Annotated in this window: 16 protein-coding genes; 13 read left to right on the top strand and 3 right to left on the bottom strand. The window is 45.6% G+C overall.

What is annotated here, in order from left to right; translation table 11 throughout:
• The first annotated feature begins 6 nt into the window (after positions 1-6).
• Positions 7-768: an endonuclease/exonuclease/phosphatase family protein gene (locus tag GC102_RS10165; protein ID WP_171689408.1), complete on the top strand. Its 762-nt coding sequence runs from the start codon at positions 7-9 to the stop codon at positions 766-768.
• Positions 769-1,242: 474 nt separating this feature from the next.
• Positions 1,243-1,488, top strand: coding sequence for a helix-hairpin-helix domain-containing protein (locus GC102_RS10160; RefSeq protein ID WP_246320845.1), 246 nt, complete (start codon positions 1,243-1,245; stop codon positions 1,486-1,488).
• 441 nt (positions 1,489-1,929) lie between these two features.
• On the opposite strand, the gene GC102_RS10155 is transcribed toward GC102_RS10160, so the two are convergent.
• Positions 1,930-2,934 carry a LacI family DNA-binding transcriptional regulator gene (locus tag GC102_RS10155; RefSeq protein WP_171689407.1) on the bottom strand — a complete coding sequence of 335 codons (1,005 nt, stop codon included), beginning with the start codon at positions 2,932-2,934 and terminating at the stop codon, positions 1,930-1,932.
• Positions 2,935-3,349: 415 nt separating this feature from the next.
• On the opposite strand from GC102_RS10155, the gene GC102_RS10150 reads away from it, so the two are divergent.
• The 9 genes from GC102_RS10150 to GC102_RS10110 all read left to right on the top strand — a co-directional run bounded on the left by GC102_RS10150 (position 3,350) and on the right by GC102_RS10110 (position 13,132).
• A complete protein-coding gene (locus GC102_RS10150) occupies positions 3,350-4,618 on the top strand; it encodes an ABC transporter substrate-binding protein (RefSeq protein ID WP_171689406.1) in 1,269 nt (422 codons plus the stop codon).
• 74 nt (positions 4,619-4,692) lie between these two features.
• Entirely contained in the window at positions 4,693-5,586 is an 894-nt protein-coding gene (locus GC102_RS10145; protein ID WP_171689405.1) for a carbohydrate ABC transporter permease, read from the top strand.
• A 16-nt stretch (positions 5,587-5,602) separates the two neighbouring features.
• Positions 5,603-6,475 carry a carbohydrate ABC transporter permease gene (locus GC102_RS10140; RefSeq protein WP_171689404.1) on the top strand — a complete coding sequence of 291 codons (873 nt, stop codon included), beginning with the start codon at positions 5,603-5,605 and terminating at the stop codon, positions 6,473-6,475.
• Positions 6,476-6,525: 50 nt separating this feature from the next.
• Entirely contained in the window at positions 6,526-9,153 is a 2,628-nt protein-coding gene (locus tag GC102_RS10135) for a GH116 family glycosyl-hydrolase (RefSeq protein WP_171689403.1), read from the top strand.
• A gap of 69 nt (positions 9,154-9,222) precedes the next feature.
• The gene (locus GC102_RS10130) at positions 9,223-10,056 is read left to right on the top strand and encodes a nucleotidyltransferase domain-containing protein (RefSeq protein ID WP_171643655.1); all 834 of its coding nucleotides are present in this window, start codon (positions 9,223-9,225) and stop codon (positions 10,054-10,056) included.
• A 327-nt stretch (positions 10,057-10,383) separates the two neighbouring features.
• On the top strand, positions 10,384-10,542 hold the full coding sequence (locus tag GC102_RS10125; RefSeq protein WP_171643649.1) for a hypothetical protein: 159 nt from the start codon (positions 10,384-10,386) through the stop codon (positions 10,540-10,542).
• 133 nt (positions 10,543-10,675) lie between these two features.
• Positions 10,676-11,299, top strand: a complete 624-nt coding sequence (locus GC102_RS10120) for a DUF2238 domain-containing protein (RefSeq protein WP_171643656.1) — start codon at positions 10,676-10,678, stop codon at positions 11,297-11,299.
• A 186-nt stretch (positions 11,300-11,485) separates the two neighbouring features.
• Positions 11,486-12,664 carry an MFS transporter gene (locus GC102_RS10115; RefSeq protein ID WP_171643657.1) on the top strand — a complete coding sequence of 393 codons (1,179 nt, stop codon included), beginning with the start codon at positions 11,486-11,488 and terminating at the stop codon, positions 12,662-12,664.
• Positions 12,665-12,805: 141 nt separating this feature from the next.
• Complete coding sequence (locus tag GC102_RS10110) at positions 12,806-13,132, top strand: L-rhamnose mutarotase (protein WP_171643734.1); 327 nt, start codon at positions 12,806-12,808, stop codon at positions 13,130-13,132.
• 46 nt (positions 13,133-13,178) lie between these two features.
• Here the strand turns inward: GC102_RS10110 and GC102_RS10105 are convergent, their stop codons facing one another.
• Together GC102_RS10105 and GC102_RS10100 are read right to left on the bottom strand one after the other, a co-directional pair.
• Positions 13,179-14,963, bottom strand: a complete 1,785-nt coding sequence (locus tag GC102_RS10105; RefSeq protein ID WP_171689402.1) for a cache domain-containing sensor histidine kinase — start codon at positions 14,961-14,963, stop codon at positions 13,179-13,181.
• Complete coding sequence (locus tag GC102_RS10100; RefSeq protein WP_171689401.1) at positions 14,960-16,534, bottom strand: response regulator; 1,575 nt, start codon at positions 16,532-16,534, stop codon at positions 14,960-14,962. The genes GC102_RS10105 and GC102_RS10100 overlap by 4 nt, the downstream gene beginning before the upstream one ends.
• Positions 16,535-16,851: 317 nt before the next feature.
• Between GC102_RS10100 and GC102_RS10095 the strand changes: the two genes are divergently transcribed.
• Both GC102_RS10095 and GC102_RS10090 read left to right on the top strand, forming a co-directional pair.
• A complete protein-coding gene (locus GC102_RS10095) occupies positions 16,852-17,769 on the top strand; it encodes an ABC transporter permease (protein ID WP_171689400.1) in 918 nt (305 codons plus the stop codon).
• A gap of 27 nt (positions 17,770-17,796) precedes the next feature.
• Entirely contained in the window at positions 17,797-18,696 is a 900-nt protein-coding gene (locus GC102_RS10090; protein ID WP_171689399.1) for a carbohydrate ABC transporter permease, read from the top strand.
• Positions 18,697-18,751 lie beyond the last annotated feature (55 nt).

Genomic DNA, 18,751 nt, shown 5'->3' with positions numbered 1-18,751 from the left:
ATAACAATGGATATAACCGTGATGACGTTTAACCTGCGGGTTAATGTCAAGCAGGATGGAGACAATGCATGGCCGAACCGTGTCCATGAAGCGGCTGAGGCCATACAAAAAGCAGGGGCAGTGATTGTTTGCACGCAGGAAGGAACCCACGCTATGCTGCAGGATCTGCAGGCACAGCTACCGGATTATGCTTGGCTTGGTGATGGCCGTCAAGGAGGAAACGAAGACGAGCATTGTGCTATCTTCTATCATCGTGGCTTGCTGAAGCCAGTCGAGAGCGGGAACTTCGGTCTATCCGAATATCCCGAACGACTCGGTTACTTGAGCTGGAACACGGGCTGTCCGCGAATATGCACTTGGGTACGGCTGAGGCAGCAAGACGGACAGGAGTTGTACGTGTTCAATACTCACTTGGATCATATGAGTGAGGAAGCTAGAACGAACGGCATTCAGCTTATTGTAGAACGAATCCGCTCCATGAACGGCCTAGACGGGATTCCGGCAATTTTGATGGGTGATTTTAACTGCGGCCCAAGCAGCGATGTAATCGAAATTCTGACACAAGCGGGGCTTTGTGACGCTTATGGCATGGACGAAAATGTAGGCTGTACCTGGCATGATTTTAAAGGCGGCGACACGGGAGAGCCGATAGATTACATTTTCGTGACGCCCGAAATTCAAGTGAATTCAATCAACGTCGATAGAAACATGTACAACGGTCGCTATCCGTCGGACCATTATCCAGTTGTGGCGAGTGTGCGATTGTAGCTTAGAACAAGTATTAATCGCAACTTCAAATGAAATAAGGCAAAGGGAAAGAACTCTGATGTTATCCATCAGCGATGTTTTGGGCCAGCGAGGAATCTCAGTGGATTTCTGGTCAACCATTCGTAGTAACGAGGATTTGTGTAAAAAAATAAACATCATCAAGGAGCTGCCGTGGCGGCTCTTTTTTGATTATTAGACAAGAGTCTATAGGAAAGCTGCGACTTCCCTAGCATCAACCATATTATGGTAAAATAGTATAGGGAATTTTATTAGAAGAGGAGAGTGTTTGAATTGATATTTTCAAAAAATAATTTTTATGGAATATATGCAGTAATATTAGCGGTAGTATCTATTTTCACACAAGAAATAGTCACTTTTATTATGCTTGGATTCATTTTCATGGCTTTGTTGAATATTAACACTACGCTGCAAAAGATACTTGAAAAATCAACTAAAAACTAAGGAGAACTTTATATGCCAAGGAACAAAAACATTGAACCTAATCATATGAAAATTGACGACGAGCAGAAATCTGACCTTCCGAAGTTAAGCAGTCCAGCACGTCGAGCACTCTCTAGTGCAGGCTACATCCGACTAGAGCAGTTTAGCAAGCTCACCGAGGCCGAGATCTTGAAGCTGCATGGTATGGGACCAAAGGCTCTGGAACAGATTCGTCAAGCCCTTGCCGCCAAGGGCCAATCGTTCGCTGATGGCTCTTGACGCGCGAGTGTCAATTCATATGAAGGAATAATTATTTGCGTGTATGTATCTCAGAAGATGATCTGCGGGGACTAGTTCTTCAATGTAGACCAATTCATGGGTATTTTGGACATCTGTTATAGACCAAGTGGAAATATAGCCCATTTGAAATTTATCAACAAGCTGAAGTTGCACTACGTACAACAATTTCCTTGATTTCTGCTTGACAAGTTCAGAATGTTGTAAATTCTACAACAATTTATCCTGTTTACTGGTTTTAAAGCTACTTTAGGCTAAAATTGTTGTATTTTTTGCAACAATCGCGTAGATAATGCGGAATAGCTATCTTATTGTTGTACAAAGTACAACTTTACACGGATGTGGAAGCGAATGTTAAAGCATTACTTCTCTTGAACGTAGCGCTTGCGTTGCATCAACCTTTATAAACACTCTTACAGAGACTTATAAATCTCTGTCTAAAGTGACGGATTCTCCTTGGAGAACATGATGAGCGATAAGTGTCTCGGAAGGAACTTCATCATTGTTAATTTGATTAATTAGTATGTCAGCTAGTTTAGTGCCGATTTCATTCACATTGTAGTCAACTGTTGTTAGTGAGGGATTAATGTATTTCAATACATGAATGTTATCGAAACCCATGAGGCCAATTTGTTCAGGTACTCGGATTTTGCGGGATTTCAACCATTTCAGAACCTCAAGTGCGTACACGTCACTAGAGCATAAGATCGCGCTTTTGCTGTTCGTTTTCTCTATCAATTGTTCCAATTCAGCCAAATAATTTTTCTGTGCGATGACGTTATGCCGCATATCGGAGATCTCATCACATGCCTCGATAAAACCAAGATATCGTTGTTCGGGCACATAAATATTTTCTTTTCCCTTTCGCATAAGAGGCGGACTTAAGTAGATCAAGTGCCGATAGCCTTGACTGGAAAGAAAGGCGACTGAGTCTCTGATCGCTTGCTTGTCGTCGATCCAAACATAAGGAAACGGGCCTGAAAGGCGATTGCCGAATGTTACGATAGGTGTCCGCGAGCGTGTCAAAAGAGTTTCAAATTTTTTGTTGAAATTGGTCGGCAATAGTGCGATTCCGTCAACTCTACGATCTAACAAGTTGTTGATATACTCTAGTTCTAGGTCCTTGTCGCGATTAGAAAGGACAAGATAGACGATATAACCTCGTTTTCTAGCTTCGGCTTCGAATGCGTGGAATAGCTGGGAGAAAATCTGATTATGAATGTCAAACAGCACGATACCTAACGTTTTGGTATGTCCTTTGACAAGACTTTGAGCTAAAAAATGGGGGCGGTAGCCGAGCTCCTCTGCGACCCGCAGTATTTTCACGCGAGTCTCCGGATTAATACCGGGACGGTTGTTTAACGCCCGATCCACCGTTCCCCGTGTAACTCCGCACAGCTCGGCGATTTGTTTACTGGTAATGTTCATGCGGCCTCCGTGAGTATGGGATCTAGTGGTCTAATCGTAGCTTAACAGAGCGAGCTGGTCAATACCCCGTGCTCGTGAACGATATAGGAAAGAGTAGGTATAGGAAAGATGAACTAATTTGTAATAAAAGCGTTTACAAACATAAGGGCATTTGATAAGATAAGTTCGTTCACGTGCACGATTTACGCAATTGGAGCTCACATTGTTAATTTGCCACTCAGATGCAAGAAAAGTGGCGAGGGGGACGCCCCTATCGGTAATAGTATCTTCGGCACAAATTTTTTTAGTCTTTTCCGTGCACGTGCACGGAACTGATCTTCGACCATGATTCAACAACATAGACAGACATCTGGATGCACCGGGTTAGCTGTTCCGGCAGTGCGTCCCACAATCTGCTAAGGATGGTGTCTCGAATATGAAAAAGGCCTGGGTCTTATTACTAACTCTTTCTCTTGGGTGGTCGCTAGTCGCATGCAGCTCGACAGGTAATACTACTGCAAACAAATCAGGCAAAGCCGAACTTACGTTAGTCTGGAGCAAGAATGAAGCATCCGATGAACAACTTACGAATATTTTGGCCGAGTTCAATAAGGTTAACCCCGATATCACAGTGAAGAGGGTCGAAGTGGTCAGTAATGGTTGGGCCGATTATTTTAATAAGATTCAGACAATGATTGCTGGCGGCAAATCGCCTGACGTTATTCGCGTAGCCATCGAAGGCATCCAGATGTTTGCCAAACAGGACCTGCTTCTCCCGCTGGATCCATATATGAAAACAGATCCCGGTGCTTTGGAAAACTATAGTGATCTGCATCCAAAGCTTCAATCGCCTTTCGTTATTGACAATAAAACGTACGGCTTTGTTTGGGACTGGAATAACGTTGTTATGCACTTCAATACCGATCTTCTCAAGCAAGCAGGGCTATCCGTTCCAAATAAAGGCTGGACGAAGGATGACTTTCTCCAGTACGCTCAAAAATTGACCTCTGAGAAGGGTGGCAAGAAAACATTCGGTTTTGCGATTCCAAATTATTATTTTGGAGCATCTGCATGGTTATTTAACAATGATGCGAGTGTTCTGAATGACGATATGACCACAAGTAAATTAGATGATCCAAATGCCATTGAGATGATGCAATTTTTTCAGGACCTAATTTACAAATATAAAGTTGCGCCGGTTCCAGACCCCAAAGATAACCAAATTCAGATGTTGATCAACGGTCAGATTGCCATGATATCAGCAGGCAAATGGCCATTCGGCACCTATGACAAAAATAAATTCACGAACATTGATGTACAGTTTTTGCCGACCTTCAAGACGAACAAAGTTATTTTCGGTTCAGGGGCGTTCCCTGTGCTCAAATCAACCAAATATCCGGAAGCAGCATATAAACTCGCAGCTTTCCTAAGTAGCGTCTACTCGCAGAAAACGACGCTTTCCAACACGTCAATTCCAACCCGCATCTCTGTCATGAACGAAGTATTGCCGAAGACACCAGCTCAGAATTGGAAGGTATATGCAGAAAGCGCCGATATTGCCAAGGCGGTAGAAGCTCCGATGCAATATGGTGAAATCCAGGGAGTATTCGATCGGCATGTATCGGAGATCCTGTCTAACCAGTCCGATGCAGCGACGGCAATGAAGAAAGCCAAACAAGAAATCGATGCCATCCTGAAAAAATGACGCTGACTCGCGGTATGCTGGCGACGGTCCAATAGGATCGCCGCCGGCACCCCGGTTCATGGGAGGGATCAAACGTGGCAGCCAATCGTAAAATGTCCAACATCATTGTCGGGTTCTTATTTCTGTCGCCTGCTTTGCTATTTTTTATTATATTTATCGGCGAACCGGTTGTGGCAACTATTTATCTCAGTTTCACGAAGTACAACGTAATCACGCCAGCCAAATGGATCGGTTTTGACAACATGAAACATTTACTTGTTGATGATCGGTTATGGCTTACCTATGGCAATACGATCAAGTATGTTGCGATTTTAACGCCGATGCACGTTATTCTCGGGCTGCTAATTGCATTAGCGGTTAACCGGAATATAGCCAAAGGGTGGAAATATCTGTACCGTACGATTTTCTATTTCCCGGTATTAGCGACTTCTGCTGCGGTCGCCGTCGCTTGGCAATTCATTTTCAGCAAGGACTTCGGCATTCTGAATTACTTTCTTAGTAAGTTTGGTGTTGACCCGATTCCTTGGATGCAATCGCCTCAGTGGGTTTACCTGGCCGTTGCGATTTATAGTTTTTGGAAATTTATAGGCAATGCATTTCTTTACTATTTGATCGGCCTTCAAAGCATCCCTGAGCCGCTCTATGAAGCAGCCGAAATTGATGGTGCAAGCAAAATGCAGCGATTCTTCTTCATCACACTGCCGATGCTTTCCCCTACCATATTCTTCGTTCTGGTTACTACGCTGATTGGTGCGACGCAAATATTCGATGAACCGTACCTTATCACCGGGGGTGGTCCTGGCGATGCATCGCGTTCGGTGAACATGTATATCTATGAGGTCGCCTTCCAGCATCATGAGATGGGTTATGCATCTACGCTTTCACTCAGTCTGTTCTTGATCATTTTGTGCGTTACAATCTTGCAATTTTCCATAAGCCATAAGTGGGTAAATTACGATCGGGACTAAAAGGGAGTTGATACTTGTGGAGGTTACCAAGCTGCGGGCTGCAGGGACGTCTAGAAGAACCGTGAGGCGAATCAAACTAGAACGCATCATACTGGATGGCGCTTTGCTTGCGTTCTCTTTTCTCATGCTCACCCCTTTCCTTTGGATTTTCTCCACCTCGCTGCGTCTGCCGAAAGATTCGTTCTCATTGCCGCCTGCCATTTTTCCGACAGCGTGGCACATCGGCAACTATGCAGAGGTGTTCGCAAAGGTACCGTTTTCCGATTTTATTTTCAATAGCTTGAAAATTTGCTTGATCATCGTGATTGGGCATATATTCATCTCAAGCTTGGCCGCATTTGCCTTCTCTCGTATTGCTTTTCCAGGACGCAACGTCCTCTTTCTCGTCTTTCTTTCCGGACTTATGATCCCTGGACAGGTAACGATCATTCCTCAGTTCATTCTGATGTCGAAGTTAGGCTTGGTCGACACGCACTTGGCGCTCATTTTGCCGGGGCTTATCAACCCGTTCGGAATATTTATGATTCGGCAAACCATGATGTCCATATCCTATACGTATGACGAAGCTGCTTATATGGACGGTGCTAGCCGATTATGGGTTTTCCTTAAAGTCATCCTTCCCATGTCGTTTCCGGCGATAGCCGTTACCTCGGTAATAAGTTTCATCGCGCATTGGAACGATTTTTTCCGCCCTTTAATTTTTCTGAATTCGTTCGAAAAAATGACGCTGCCGATCGGTATGACGGCATTAACCGGAGCGTTCGGGACGGGGAATTTGTCTTCTATCCTGGCAGGGGTGACATTGTCACTTATCGTTCCGCTGCTCTTTTATATTTTCGGACAAAAATACTTGCTTGATGGCATTACGGCGGGTGGACTTAAACTTTGAGTGCCTGTCAGGATTCATGAAATCAGTTAGTAACTTAAGGAGGCCAAGAAATGAGCAACAATATAGTAAACGAAAAGTTTCGTATGGACAAAGATTTTATGTATACAGGCGCCAAGACGAGTCAAATCTCTTTTCCGCTTGGCGGGATTGGAACGGGAAGTATCGGTCTCGCCGGCAACGGACGGTTGATTGATTGGGAAATTTTCAATCGGCCCAACAAGCTGAGCTTTAACGGATTTTCTTTCTTTGCCGTAAAGGCGGAATGTAAGGGTGAGGTTAAACTGACCAAAGTACTCAATGGGGATATGCAGGCACCGTACACAGGAGAAGGGAAAGGCAAATACGAGGGTTATGGGTACGGACCCAGACGGGAAAACATGGCCGGATTTCCGCACTTTACGAATACATCGTTCCGTGGACAATTCCCGTTCGCAGAGATGAACTTCGACGATGCTGATGACCCAATCACGGTCAAACTGACAGCCTTTAATCCATTCATTCCTCTGAATGATCGGGATTCATCTATTCCTTGTGCCATTTTCGAATATGAGGTGACTAATCGGTCAGCGGATGAGTTGGAGATCAGTGTGGTCGGCAATGTGTCAAATCCGTTTCGTCAGGGAGCTGTCAATGAAGCGGTGGAATTCGGCGGACGAAGTGCCATCCGTATGTCTTCCACACAGTATGAAGCGGACGAAGCGGAATTCGGCGATCTGACGTTGATGACTGACAATGATGACGTCAGCTACCAATCGTATTGGTACCGTGGTGGATGGTTCGATAACTTGACCGTATTCTGGAAGGATTTCCGTCGGCCAGGCCGCTTTCAGGAGCGAAATTACGAAGGACCTCGTGAACTGGATGCGAAAAGGCTGCATGAAAAGCATCAGGATGTTGGCCTGCTGAGCGGGCATAGCACTGTAGCGGCTGGTGGGAAGGCTAAATTCCGCTTCGTTCTTGCCTGGAACTTTCCGAATTGCGTCAACTTCTGGAATCCAGGCAATGGGGATGATAGCGGCCGACTACCTTCTTGGAAAAACTACTACTCGACAGTGTTCCGTGACTCCACCGATACGGCAAATTACATCATGGAACACTATGGCCGATTGAACAAGGAGACGCGGTTGTTCCAAGAGACACTGTTCCGTTCTACACTTCCCGACACTGTGATTGACGCAATTAGCAGCAATATTTCGATCCTAAAATCCCCTACAGTATTGCGTTTGACTGACGGGACACTTTACGGTTTCGAGGGTGTTCATACGAACGAAGGCTCGTGTGAAGGTTCCTGCTCGCATGTATGGAATTACGAGCAGGCGACAGCCTTCTTGTTCCCGGCTCTTGCCCGTTCGATGCGAAACATCGAGTACAAACACGCCCAGTTTGAGAATGGAAAAATGGCGTTCCGCCTCATGCTGCCGGCCGAGCGAACGACTCGTGATAACACGTTCAGGGCGGCAGCCGACGGTCAGATGGGAGGCGTGATTAAGTCCTACAGGGAATGGAAAATTTCAGGCGATACGGAATGGCTGCGCTCGATTTGGCCGAATGTTCGTAAAGCTCTCGAATATGCCTGGGATCCTACAAACGAAGACCAATGGGATGCCGACAAGGACGGTGTCATGGAAGGGCGCCAACATCATACGCTGGACATGGAATTGTTCGGCCCCAATTCTTGGCTAACGAGCATGTACTTGACTGCGTTGAAGGCGGCAGCAGAGATGGCAAAAGCACTCGGTGAACAGGAGATTGCGGCAGAGTACGATGCTCTTTGCGCCAAAGGGTCCGCTTGGACGAATGAGCATCTGTTCAATGGCCGGTACTTCCATCAGTTGGTCGATCTCAAAGATCAATCAGTCCTCGAAAAATATGGTGCGGAAGAAGTGTACTGGAATGACGAGGCAGGAGAGCATAAATACCAGATTGGTGAAGGCTGCGGCATAGATCAAGTACTCGGGCAATGGTTTGCTCATCTTGTCGGTCTCGGTTATGTCCTTGATCCTGTGAAAGTGAAACGAGCGGTCCAATCGATTTATGACAATAATTATATCGAGAATTTACGCGATTTTCCGAATGCCTGCCGCATTTATGGATTAAATGACGAATCTGGCCTGATGATCTGTACTTGGCCTGACGAGAACAGTCCGGTAGTGCCGGTTCCTTATGCAGACGAATGCATGAATGGCTTCGAATATCAAGCTTCTTGCCATATGATTTATGAAGGGTTCGTGATGGAAGGATTGAATGCCGTTAAGTCTATCCGCGACCGATATGATGGAGAGCGCCGCAACCCATGGAACGAATTCGAATGCGGCAGCAATTATGCACGTTCGATGGCTTCCTATGGCCTGCTTCTTGCTCTAAGCGGCTTCGAATATGATATGGTAGGCGGACATATCGGCTTTAGCCCAAGATGGCAAGCAGAAGATTTCCGTTGTTTCTGGAGCTTGAACGATGGTTGGGGCGAGTTTCGCAGCAGCGATGGACAGCTGGAATTAGAGGTAATGATGGGGGAACTAAGGTTGTCCAGCTTTGGAAGTGGACAGTTGGTTGAGCGAGACGTGAAGAGCGTAACGATTGGCGGGAAAAGCGTCTCCTTTGAACAGGCAGAGGGAAATCTGATATGGAAAGAAAAAATAGTTCTTGAACCGCAAACCATACTTGTCCTACAGTTTTAATACACATGTGTCGGAGCTGGCCCTTCATCTTGTTGGGCTTGCTTTGATATTGAATGGAGGCTATGGAACATGGATGCAAACGAAGTAATTGAATCGGTTGTTGGGCAATTACGTAATGTCCCGGGTATCAGGGCAGTCGTGTTGGGCGGATCTCGGGCCCGTGGTACAGAAACACCGGAATCCGACATTGACATTGGACTCTACTATCAGTCTGGGTACCCGATCGACACGGATGCTCTTGATAGATTAGCATCGGCACTAGACGACGAAGGTCGTAGCGGACTAATTACGCGACTAGGCGGATGGGGACCGTGGATTAATGGCGGCGGCTGGTTAAATGTGGGAGGGTATTCATTGGACCTACTCTACCGTGATATTGAGAACGTAACTGGAGTGATCAACGATTGCCGCCAAGGGAGGATCGACATCCATTATCAGCCAGGGCATCCTCATGGATTTTGCACATCCATATACATGGGAGAAGCGGCGTATTGCCGACCACTCTGGGATCCGGATGGCCTTGTCGCTGAAATGAAGACGTTGACAGATCCGTATCCGGATACCCTTAGGCAAGCGACAGTCTCCAAGTTTATGTGGGAAGCTGAATTTTCCGTATCGAATGCCAAAAAAGCATGGAGTCGCAAGGACGTTTCTTATGCGGCAGGTCATCTCTTTCGGACCGTAAGTTGTTTGACTCAAGTATTATTTGCCTGCAATGGAGTTTATCTTCTGAACGAAAAAGGGGCGGTAGCTCAGTGCAGTCGTTTTCAATTGGCTCCAATTGATTTCGAGTCACGCGTTCAGGAAGGCTTTGCCTGTTTGACAGCTGAGCATTCTGATTTGTCCAAGGCAATTAGCCAATTTGACGTGCTCGTCCGTGAAACGGCAGAGATTGCTTTATAAACGAACTTTCATGCAAAAAGTGCAGCTGATTTCTGCTCAAACAAGCTTTCGATAGGCAGAAGCTGCAAAAACTACATCAAGATTAACCGATTCAGGCTAAAAGGCCGGATTTGGCCTGAATTTGATGTATAAAATGCATGATTACTCGCCCGATGAGTCACTTTCAACAAATTTTGATGTACTTTTTACATCTATGCTTGTCGAGAGCCACCCTCACCCCAAACCATACTTCTGGGGATGCCCAAAAGCCGCTTTGGATGTTATGTGTCTCTGCCAAGTATAGAATCGGCATATTAATCCAAACTATGGTTGATGGAGGTGATCAATTTGAAAGACAAGTCCCAATCCAACCATAACGAGCCGACAATTGCACCGGGTATGAACACGCATGATCCACTTGAAAAAAAAGCGACCGAAGAAGATATTGAAAAGGGCGATGCTACTTCAGTGACTCGGTTATACTTGGATCGTACCCCAGAAGACTAAAGTCATTCATAAATCTCCCATTGGCCGAAAATGGCTAACGGGATTTTGTTATATGTAATCCAGATAAAAAACATACAAGCGGAAAGGTTGACTTCTACATGATTAGCAGCCGGTGTAAAAGGAACGGACGAACATGCTGACTAACCCATACATACCGTTTTCCCGCAATTGGCCTTTGCACTTGATGATCTTCGTGTTTGCTGTGTATTGGGGATTCACGGCCATCGCACCCACTGACCGGATACAATGGCTTATGGAGAGCATACTTCCCGTTATGGTCATACTTGTTCTGGTTTTTACTTATAAAGTTTTCCGTTTCTCTAACGTTTCCTATTTACTCATGTTTATTTTTCTTTGCTTACATACTTATGGGGCTCATTATACCTATCAGGGAACACCGTTTGATATGTGGCTGAAGGCCTCGTTTCATATCCAGAGAAGCTACTACGATCGGGTCGTTCATTTCGCATTCGGTTTGTTCTGGGCATATCCATTCCGTGAATTGCTAACCCGGGCCGCCGCACAGCGTGGTTTTTGGTCTTATGCCATTCCCACAGCAGTTGTTTTCAGTTGCAGCGCCTGTTTTGAAATTATAGAGATGGGGACTGCTTTGGTAGCTGGGCAAAAGGGAGTGGATTATCTCGGGCTGCAAGGTGATGTCTTTGATACTCAAAAAGACATGGGACTTGGATTAGCCGGAGCGGTTATTTCAATGGGCATACTTGCATGGTATCTACACAGAAAGCAGCTCAAATAATCACATTGACGCGCCTCGCTTCGCAACTTATGATGGGGATAACCACGATCTGAATGAAAGGAGAGACCCCACTATGATAGCTTTCGCACGACCCCCTTGCTAAGACGTAACCGCTAGTCCAGCGCGAGCGCCCCCTTATTTGATTGAGCCTAATTAGCCAATCAGATTTAGGAGAGGAGCTCCTTCATGGACTACACATCCAATCTTCCCAAACTATATGCGCTCCGCTTCTTTTCCAGCCTTATACCAGCCTACGTCATCGAGAGGCTTTTCTGGGAGGAGCGGGGTATGACCATTCAGATGGTCGTGTATACAGAAATTATTTACGCCCTGACAATCGTCCTTCTGGAGATTCCGACTGGCATTATGGCCGACAATTGGGGCCGAAAAAGGATGCTAGTACTAAGCGCCCTCTTGGCATGCAGTGAGTTTCTGATTCTATTGTATGCGACGGAATTCTGGCACTTTGCCCTGGTCGTTTTCTTGGCGGGCGTGAGTCGATCGGCCAGCAGCGGCTCAGAAAATGCTTTGCTTTACGATTCCTTAAAGCTGCAAGGGAAGGCCTCTTCGTTCGAAAAGCAACTTGGCAGATTGAATGCCTGCGACTTCGTATCCGCGATACTCGCCGCCTTATGCGGAAGCCTCCTCGCTAGTAAATACGACCTTGAGCTGAACTATTGGATATCACTCGGGAGCACTATAATCGCTCTAGTCCTCTCATTGCTATTGATTGAGCCTGCTGCAGAAGACAGCATTTCTATCGAGGAAGTTATTCCTTTCAAGGCATATGTGGCTGTGTCACTGCGCTTTTTCCGAGCGAATCCAAGAGTCACCCTTGTGATGCTTTCAGCCATGGTGTCAGGTGCAGCCATTGGCTATATCGAAGAATTCTGGCAGTTATACGTGAGCAGATTGGGTGTGCCTGTTGTATACTTCGGCATGTTATCCGCCGCGATCATGCTGCTGCAGCTCCCTGGCAATCTGATGGCACACGTGCTGATACGTTGGTTCAGCTATAGAACGCTGATTTTCATTATTATGGTTGTATTCGCTGTCGGCTTCACCTATGTTGCCATTAGTAAGGATTTCATCGGCCTCACAGCGATGCTCATCATCTGCTTGTTCTCTGGCGTGATGGAGCCGATCGCCACCGGATACTTGCATCACCGGATGAATTCCTCCATGCGGGCAACGATCGATTCGTTCCAGTCATTAGGGGAGAATCTCGTGCACACTCTCGCAGGTCTTGGCTTCGGCTACTTTGCTTCAAAGTATGACGTGTTCGGCGGCTATGGCTTTATTGCACTACTGTGCTACGTTTTTCTCGTTTGGTTCATTGGCGCATCCCGTAAAATTGAACAATAGACACTATGCAACACGAGACGGCGGCCTTAATTGGCTGTCGTATTTTTCTGTATAAAAGCTTGGCCGATGAAGTTTATTGACGAGACGATGTTGTCGCGGTAAAGTACAATTGATTGAATGTTAATGGGGAAGGGTGACCGTATGACGAGTAGTGGGAAATTCGCATGGACATGGACGATACGTGAAGAAGATTTAGAGGAATACGTGAGTATGCATCTGGCTCCATGGCCGGAAATTATGGAAGAGCACACGAAAGCCGGGATTAGGGATTACTCGATCTTTCAAAACGGTGCACAATTTTTTTATTGCTTCATGTGCGATGATGTAGAATCTGCTTTCGCCTATTTAGCAGAAAGCGAAGCTTGTAATCGATGGAATGCGATTACTTCGAAGATGGTCGTCGGTTCCTTCGACTTCCGCGAAGCGGTGCCAATCCAACCGATGCGTGAAGTGTTTTATTTGAAATAGATAGAAGAAGAGCCATGGGAAGCAGCTTCCCATGGCTCTTCTTCTATCATGGCATCTCTGATCCCGATGTAACCGGAATCGTAATCTCCACTTCCGTACCCTCGCCGGGTACGCTGTGATACGTCAAATTCGCAGGCTCGCCGAAATAGTGGCGAATGCGCTCGATGACGTTTTTGACGCCGTATCCGCTGCCGCTGATTTTGCTGCGGCTCGTGCCCGTCATGATATCTTCGACCTGATTAGCGCGCATGCCGACACCGTCGTCCTTGATGATCAGGTGAACGTTGTCATTCACCCTTGTGCCACTAATCGTAATCGTACCTTCACGGTGAGTACGTCCAAGAATACCGTGCAGAATCGCATTTTCTACGATGGGCTGCAAAGTAATCTTCGGAATCGCGTTATCTAACAGCTCATCCGGCACATGGATCTGAAAATCAATCTTATTTTCAAATCGTATATTCTGAATCTGCACGTAAAAAGAAACATGCTTTAATTCCTCGCGGAGCGAAATAATATCTTTGCCGCTGCTTAAGCTGACTTTGTAGAAGCGGGCTAGCGCTTTAACGACCTTTTTGATGTCCGTGTTAAGACCGCTGTCAGCCATCCAGTTAATGAGGTCGAGCGTATTATACAGGAAGTGAGGATTGATTTGCGACTGGAGTGCTTTCAGCTCCGCGTTTTTCACTTCTTGTCCTAATCGGTAATGCTCTTTATTCATCGAACTAATTTGTTCAATCATGTAGTTGTAGGTCTGAATCAGCTCTCCAATTTCATCTTTTCCTTGCGTTTGAGCAAGTGCGATTAGATTGCCTTTCTGTACATCACGCAAACGGCTTGTCAATTGTGAAATGCGCCGTGTGACCGAGAAGGAGAGCAGATAGGCTAACAGGTAGGCAAGGCTGCTGACAATAAGCAAAATAACTAGCAAGTCATTGCGCAGCTCATGACTCTGCTGAACGACTTCATCCAGCGGAATGACTGTCACCATACCCCAATTCGATGGAAGCTGCCGGTATAAATAGTAGTTATTGTTGCTTTGCCAATTCATCGTAACTGCGTCGCTGGCTATATCCGGCAGGGTAAAGTCGGTAAGAGTCAGAGGTTCAGATGCTAGCACGATCTGATGGTTCTGGTCGACTAAGAAAGTGGCGCTTTTCTTCACCACGTTGGCTTTTTTAAGCATGGAGCGCAGTGTCTCCGCCTGAACATCCACCCGCAGTTGGCCGATGGGTACCGAATAATTATTTGGATCCAGAATGCTCCTAACCACATAGAGGGAGGAGTTATCATGGGTAGCATGAGTACCTAATTCAGGTGGCGAGCACCATAAATATTTGGCATGCAGTTCGTTTAATCGGGCAAAGCAAGGGCTGTGGGCGGTCTGGTCAAGGGGCAGGAAATTCTCCGATTCGTTGGAGAAAATAAACGCCTTCGGCACATACAGAATGACCCGAGAAATATCAAGACTGTCCTGCATAGAGCGGAGGAGCTGCTTGAGATTGCTGTAATCCTGCAGCTCACGATTAATATTTTCCGTGATACTCGTGTCCATTAAAATGTCAGAAATGGTTGTATTCGAAACGAGAATATTCGTCGTTTCCGCTATTCGCTGTACGCGGTAGCTGAGGAACGAATAGGTTTGGTCGAAGCCCTGCTTGGCCGAATACGTCACATGATTAATGATGATGGCTGACATTTTATCCGAAGCAATGAATTGATAGAAGCCAAGTGGAATCATGATCAGCAGCAAATAAGTAACCATGATTTTATGCCGTAATTTCGCGTTGTACAGCCATTTTCGTATCGTTTGTATAAAAGTGAATATCATAGTTGACATCGCTCCCGATACTCGGAAGGTGTCATCCCTGTGGATTTTCGAAATATTTTCGCGAAATGCTCCCCATCTTTAAACCCCACCTGTGAAGCGACGTCAAGCACTTTCAATCGATTATTCCGGAGCAAATCCTTCGCCTTTTCCATTCGGTACTCGGTGACGTACTGCTTAATGGTTTTGCCAGTCGCTTCTTTGAAAATCGAGATGAGATGCGAGGCCGTCATTTGCATATGATCACTTACATCTTGAACAGACAAGTTATCCTCAGCAAAATGCAGATGAATGTAACGAATGATCCGCGAGCTGGCAGATGACATGGTTCCGTTCCCACGTTCCCTGAAGGATTGTTTTAGCTCATCCAGCTTCTGGGTGATCACCCGATGAATATCATCTAGGAAGTGACATTCCAGAATTAGCTTCCACGGCACATTATTTTCTTCCGAGACATCGAACAGGATGACATTTCGGCTGCGAGCAAATTTGTCCATTTCCAAAGCAAAACGATAATAGAGTTCTTTGACGCTGACAATTAGTGTTCCAGGATGCTGATGAATATCCGCGGTAACCGTGTCCAACAAACGGGAAATTTCCTCGAAGTTTTCCTCAACAAGTGATTCTAGGAACCTGTTGAATAACTCAGTCGGTGCTTGATAATGCTCAGAATGCACTTCGCTGCCATGGCTATCATGCAGAATGACGGAGCATGGTTTATGAAAAAATGACTCCTGAAGCCGAAGGACAGCACTTGTGTACGATTCCTGCAGCCGTTTGACTGTAGGTACTATTTTCCCCGCGGCAATGGAGAAGGAATGAAATTCCTTTTTTAAAGCAGAAGAGAGCACGTAACAAACGTGATGCAATCCACTGTTTTCTATAGGCTCTATGCCGTTCGGAAATAAATGCAGGATGACGTGATTGTCATCTTTCAGTGCATACAAGTACGGATTTTCGAAGCCGGTCAATGCTGTTTCAATGATGGAACTGACGATTTCTTTGGTTGGTTGCGGCGTGATTAGCTTGGCCATGATCGTAACCGCCGGAGCGTGAAGCGATGCCTCGAAACCAACGGCCAACAGTCGCTTAACTAGCAATTCCTCGTCAAATCCCCCACGAATGAGCTGGAGCGCTGCTTCTTGCTTGATGTAGCTCTTATTATCTCTGGCTACCGCGTCGTTCGCCAAATGCCGCTGCTCCTCCAAACAAATAGCTATTGCGTTACGCAACGCTTCTTCCAGCTCCTCGATATCAATCGGCTTCTCTACATAGCTGACCGCTTTCAACGATATCGCTGCTTTTAAGTAGTCTTTATCTGCGTAACCGCTCATAAAAACAATTTTGCACAGTGGATACTTTCGGCGAAGATGCGTGGCAAGCTCAATGCCATCCATGCGCGGCATGCGAATATCTGTCAGCACAATATCGGGCTGAAATTGCTCAGCAATAGCAACCGCTTCTAGACCATCGACCGCTTCGACAAGCTCAGTAATCCCGAGTTCTCCCCATGCAATTGATTTACGAATACCTTCTCTCGTGAATTTTTCATCCTCTGCGAAAAGAAGTTTCATAGTTAAAATCGCCCCCAAGAATTTTCGAAGAAACTTATGATGTAAGCGTAAACTTCTCTAGAGTTGATAAGAAAGTATAAGTTTTATACTTTGGCTTTGCATCAACCTTGATAAACGCGCTCGTCCTGGAGGACGGCGGAATCGTTTATCCTAGTGTAGCTTAAGATTAGCGCATATTAGATAGCAAAGCCACTAACTTAGGGGCTATCTGCAAAAGTTACAGGGAATCGATATTTTGTCGGGTTACTACGCTGCATGGAACCTGTTAATTTAGTAACAGGAGAGACAACTAGAACCGGATGGGGGAACGAATAAAGATGAGAACAGGACTCCTGTATCGACTCAAGTCTAAGAAAACACTGCTGTTTATGATTGCTCCGGCAGTTCTTTACTTCTTGCTTTTCAGCTATGTGCCCATGGCCGGTATCGTGCTTGCGTTCAAGCAGTACCGCTATGATTTGGGCATTATGGGCTCACCTTGGGTAGGATTTGATAACTTCAAATTCTTCTTCATGACGGGTGATGCTTTTAGAGTTACGAGGAACACGATGCTTTACAATGCGGCTTTTATCATTATTAACAATCTGCAGCAAATTGTGGTGGCGATCCTGATGGCTGAAATCGGCTCGAAACTGTTTCGCAAAACGGCGCAAACACTTATGTTTCTCCCGTATTTTTTATCCTGGGTCGTGGTTGGTGCCGTAGCGTACAATCTATTCAATTACGAGCACGGAACTGTGAATACACTGCTTCGCTCCCTACATATTCCTGAGCTTGATATTTATACCACTCCTGAATATTGGAAGTATATTCTGATCTTTTTCTCAGCGTGGAAAGCGGTTGGTTACGGCGCTGTATTTTACATGGCATCAATCCTTAGTATTGATCGAGAAACATACGAAGCAGCTGAAATTGACGGCGCCAATGTGTTTCAAAGGATTCGATACATTACACTTCCGTCCTTACGTCCTACGATAACCATCCTTGTCTTATTAGCGATTGGCGGTATTTTCCGCGGTGATTTCGGACTATTCTACCAGCTCGTGGGCAACAATGGTCTGCTGTATCAAACGACGGATGTCATTGACACGTATGTGTATCGTTCACTTCTGGTCAACAATGAAATCGGGATGTCATCCGCGATTGGATTCTATCAATCCATCCTCTGTTTTGCGACCATTATGGTAACGAATTTCCTTGTGCGTAAATCGGATAAAGAGAATGCCTTATTTTAAACAGAAAGTAATTTGCGGGGTGAACCTATGAGTACGACGAGTGTTAAAAAGAGTCACATCGATCAGCGGATGCTGGATGTCATGGGCTATGTGTTTATCAGTTTGATCAGTTTGGCTTGTTTAATCCCTTTTATTCTTATTATTAGCGGCTCTTTAACGAGCGAATCCTCGATTACAAGTGATGGCTTTCGAATATGGCCTAAGGAGTTTTCTTGGGATGCCTATGCCTTTGCGCTCAAACATCCACAGCAATTTGTTAGCTCTTATCTGTTGACGATTGCTTTAACCGTAACGGGGACGATTGTGGGACTATTCATATCAGCGATGGCTGCGTATGTCCTTCAACGTCAGGATTTTGAGTGGCGTGGCGGATTTTCCTTCTTTTTCTACTTCACAACCCTTTTTAATGGTGGACTTGTACCTTGGTACATCTTAATGGTTAACTATTTACACATGAAGAATACCTTCTGGTCGCTGCTTTTACCGCCGCTCTTGAACGTTTTCTACATCATCATTTTAAGAACGTTTTTGCGGAGCATACCAGACGCCATTACGGAATCTGCAAAGATTGATGGAGCAGGGGATTTCACGATTTTTATCCGTTTAATTCTACCGCTAGCGAAACCAGGCTTGGCCACGATTGGACTGTTCACCGCACTGAATTATTGGAACGATTGGTTTAACTCTTTGCTGTTTGTACAGAATGAGAAACTGTATACCCTGCAATATTTACTTTATAAAATGCTGGGCAATCTCGAAGGCATTCGCAAGGTTATGGCCATTACAGGTATGCAGGTTACGGAATTGCCAGGTGAAAGTTTGAAAATGGCGCTCGCCATTCTTGTCACAGGACCGATCATTTTCTTATATCCGTTCGTTCAGCGTTATTTTGTGCAAGGCTTAACTGTTGGAGCAGTAAAAGGGTAACCCCGGGAATTCAAATTCCCGGTTATCATAAATTATCTATCTTTTATAAGGGGAG

The sequence above is a fragment of the Paenibacillus germinis genome (assembly GCF_013141785.1).
GTDB classification, from domain to species: Bacteria; Bacillota; Bacilli; order Paenibacillales; family NBRC-103111; genus Paenibacillus_E; species Paenibacillus_E phytorum.
The sequence above is the reverse complement of the archived record's forward strand: the minus strand, read 5'-3'. Positions and strand labels throughout refer to the sequence as shown.

What these genes read in the sequence shown, in the direction of transcription:
- GC102_RS10165 (WP_171689408.1), top strand. Translation starts at nt 7, where the DNA reads ATGGATATAACCGTGATGACGTTTAACCTGCGGGTTAATGTCAAGCAG.
- GC102_RS10160 (WP_246320845.1), top strand. Translation starts at nt 1,243, where the DNA reads ATGCCAAGGAACAAAAACATTGAACCTAATCATATGAAAATTGACGAC.
- GC102_RS10155 (WP_171689407.1), bottom strand. Translation starts at nt 2,934, where the DNA reads ATGAACATTACCAGTAAACAAATCGCCGAGCTGTGCGGAGTTACACGG.
- GC102_RS10150 (WP_171689406.1), top strand. Translation starts at nt 3,350, where the DNA reads ATGAAAAAGGCCTGGGTCTTATTACTAACTCTTTCTCTTGGGTGGTCG.
- GC102_RS10135 (WP_171689403.1), top strand. Translation starts at nt 6,526, where the DNA reads ATGAGCAACAATATAGTAAACGAAAAGTTTCGTATGGACAAAGATTTT.
- GC102_RS10130 (WP_171643655.1), top strand. Translation starts at nt 9,223, where the DNA reads ATGGATGCAAACGAAGTAATTGAATCGGTTGTTGGGCAATTACGTAAT.
- GC102_RS10120 (WP_171643656.1), top strand. Translation starts at nt 10,676, where the DNA reads ATGCTGACTAACCCATACATACCGTTTTCCCGCAATTGGCCTTTGCAC.
- GC102_RS10115 (WP_171643657.1), top strand. Translation starts at nt 11,486, where the DNA reads ATGGACTACACATCCAATCTTCCCAAACTATATGCGCTCCGCTTCTTT.
- GC102_RS10110 (WP_171643734.1), top strand. Translation starts at nt 12,806, where the DNA reads ATGACGAGTAGTGGGAAATTCGCATGGACATGGACGATACGTGAAGAA.
- GC102_RS10105 (WP_171689402.1), bottom strand. Translation starts at nt 14,963, where the DNA reads ATGATATTCACTTTTATACAAACGATACGAAAATGGCTGTACAACGCG.
- GC102_RS10100 (WP_171689401.1), bottom strand. Translation starts at nt 16,534, where the DNA reads ATGAAACTTCTTTTCGCAGAGGATGAAAAATTCACGAGAGAAGGTATT.
- GC102_RS10095 (WP_171689400.1), top strand. Translation starts at nt 16,852, where the DNA reads ATGAGAACAGGACTCCTGTATCGACTCAAGTCTAAGAAAACACTGCTG.
- GC102_RS10090 (WP_171689399.1), top strand. Translation starts at nt 17,797, where the DNA reads ATGAGTACGACGAGTGTTAAAAAGAGTCACATCGATCAGCGGATGCTG.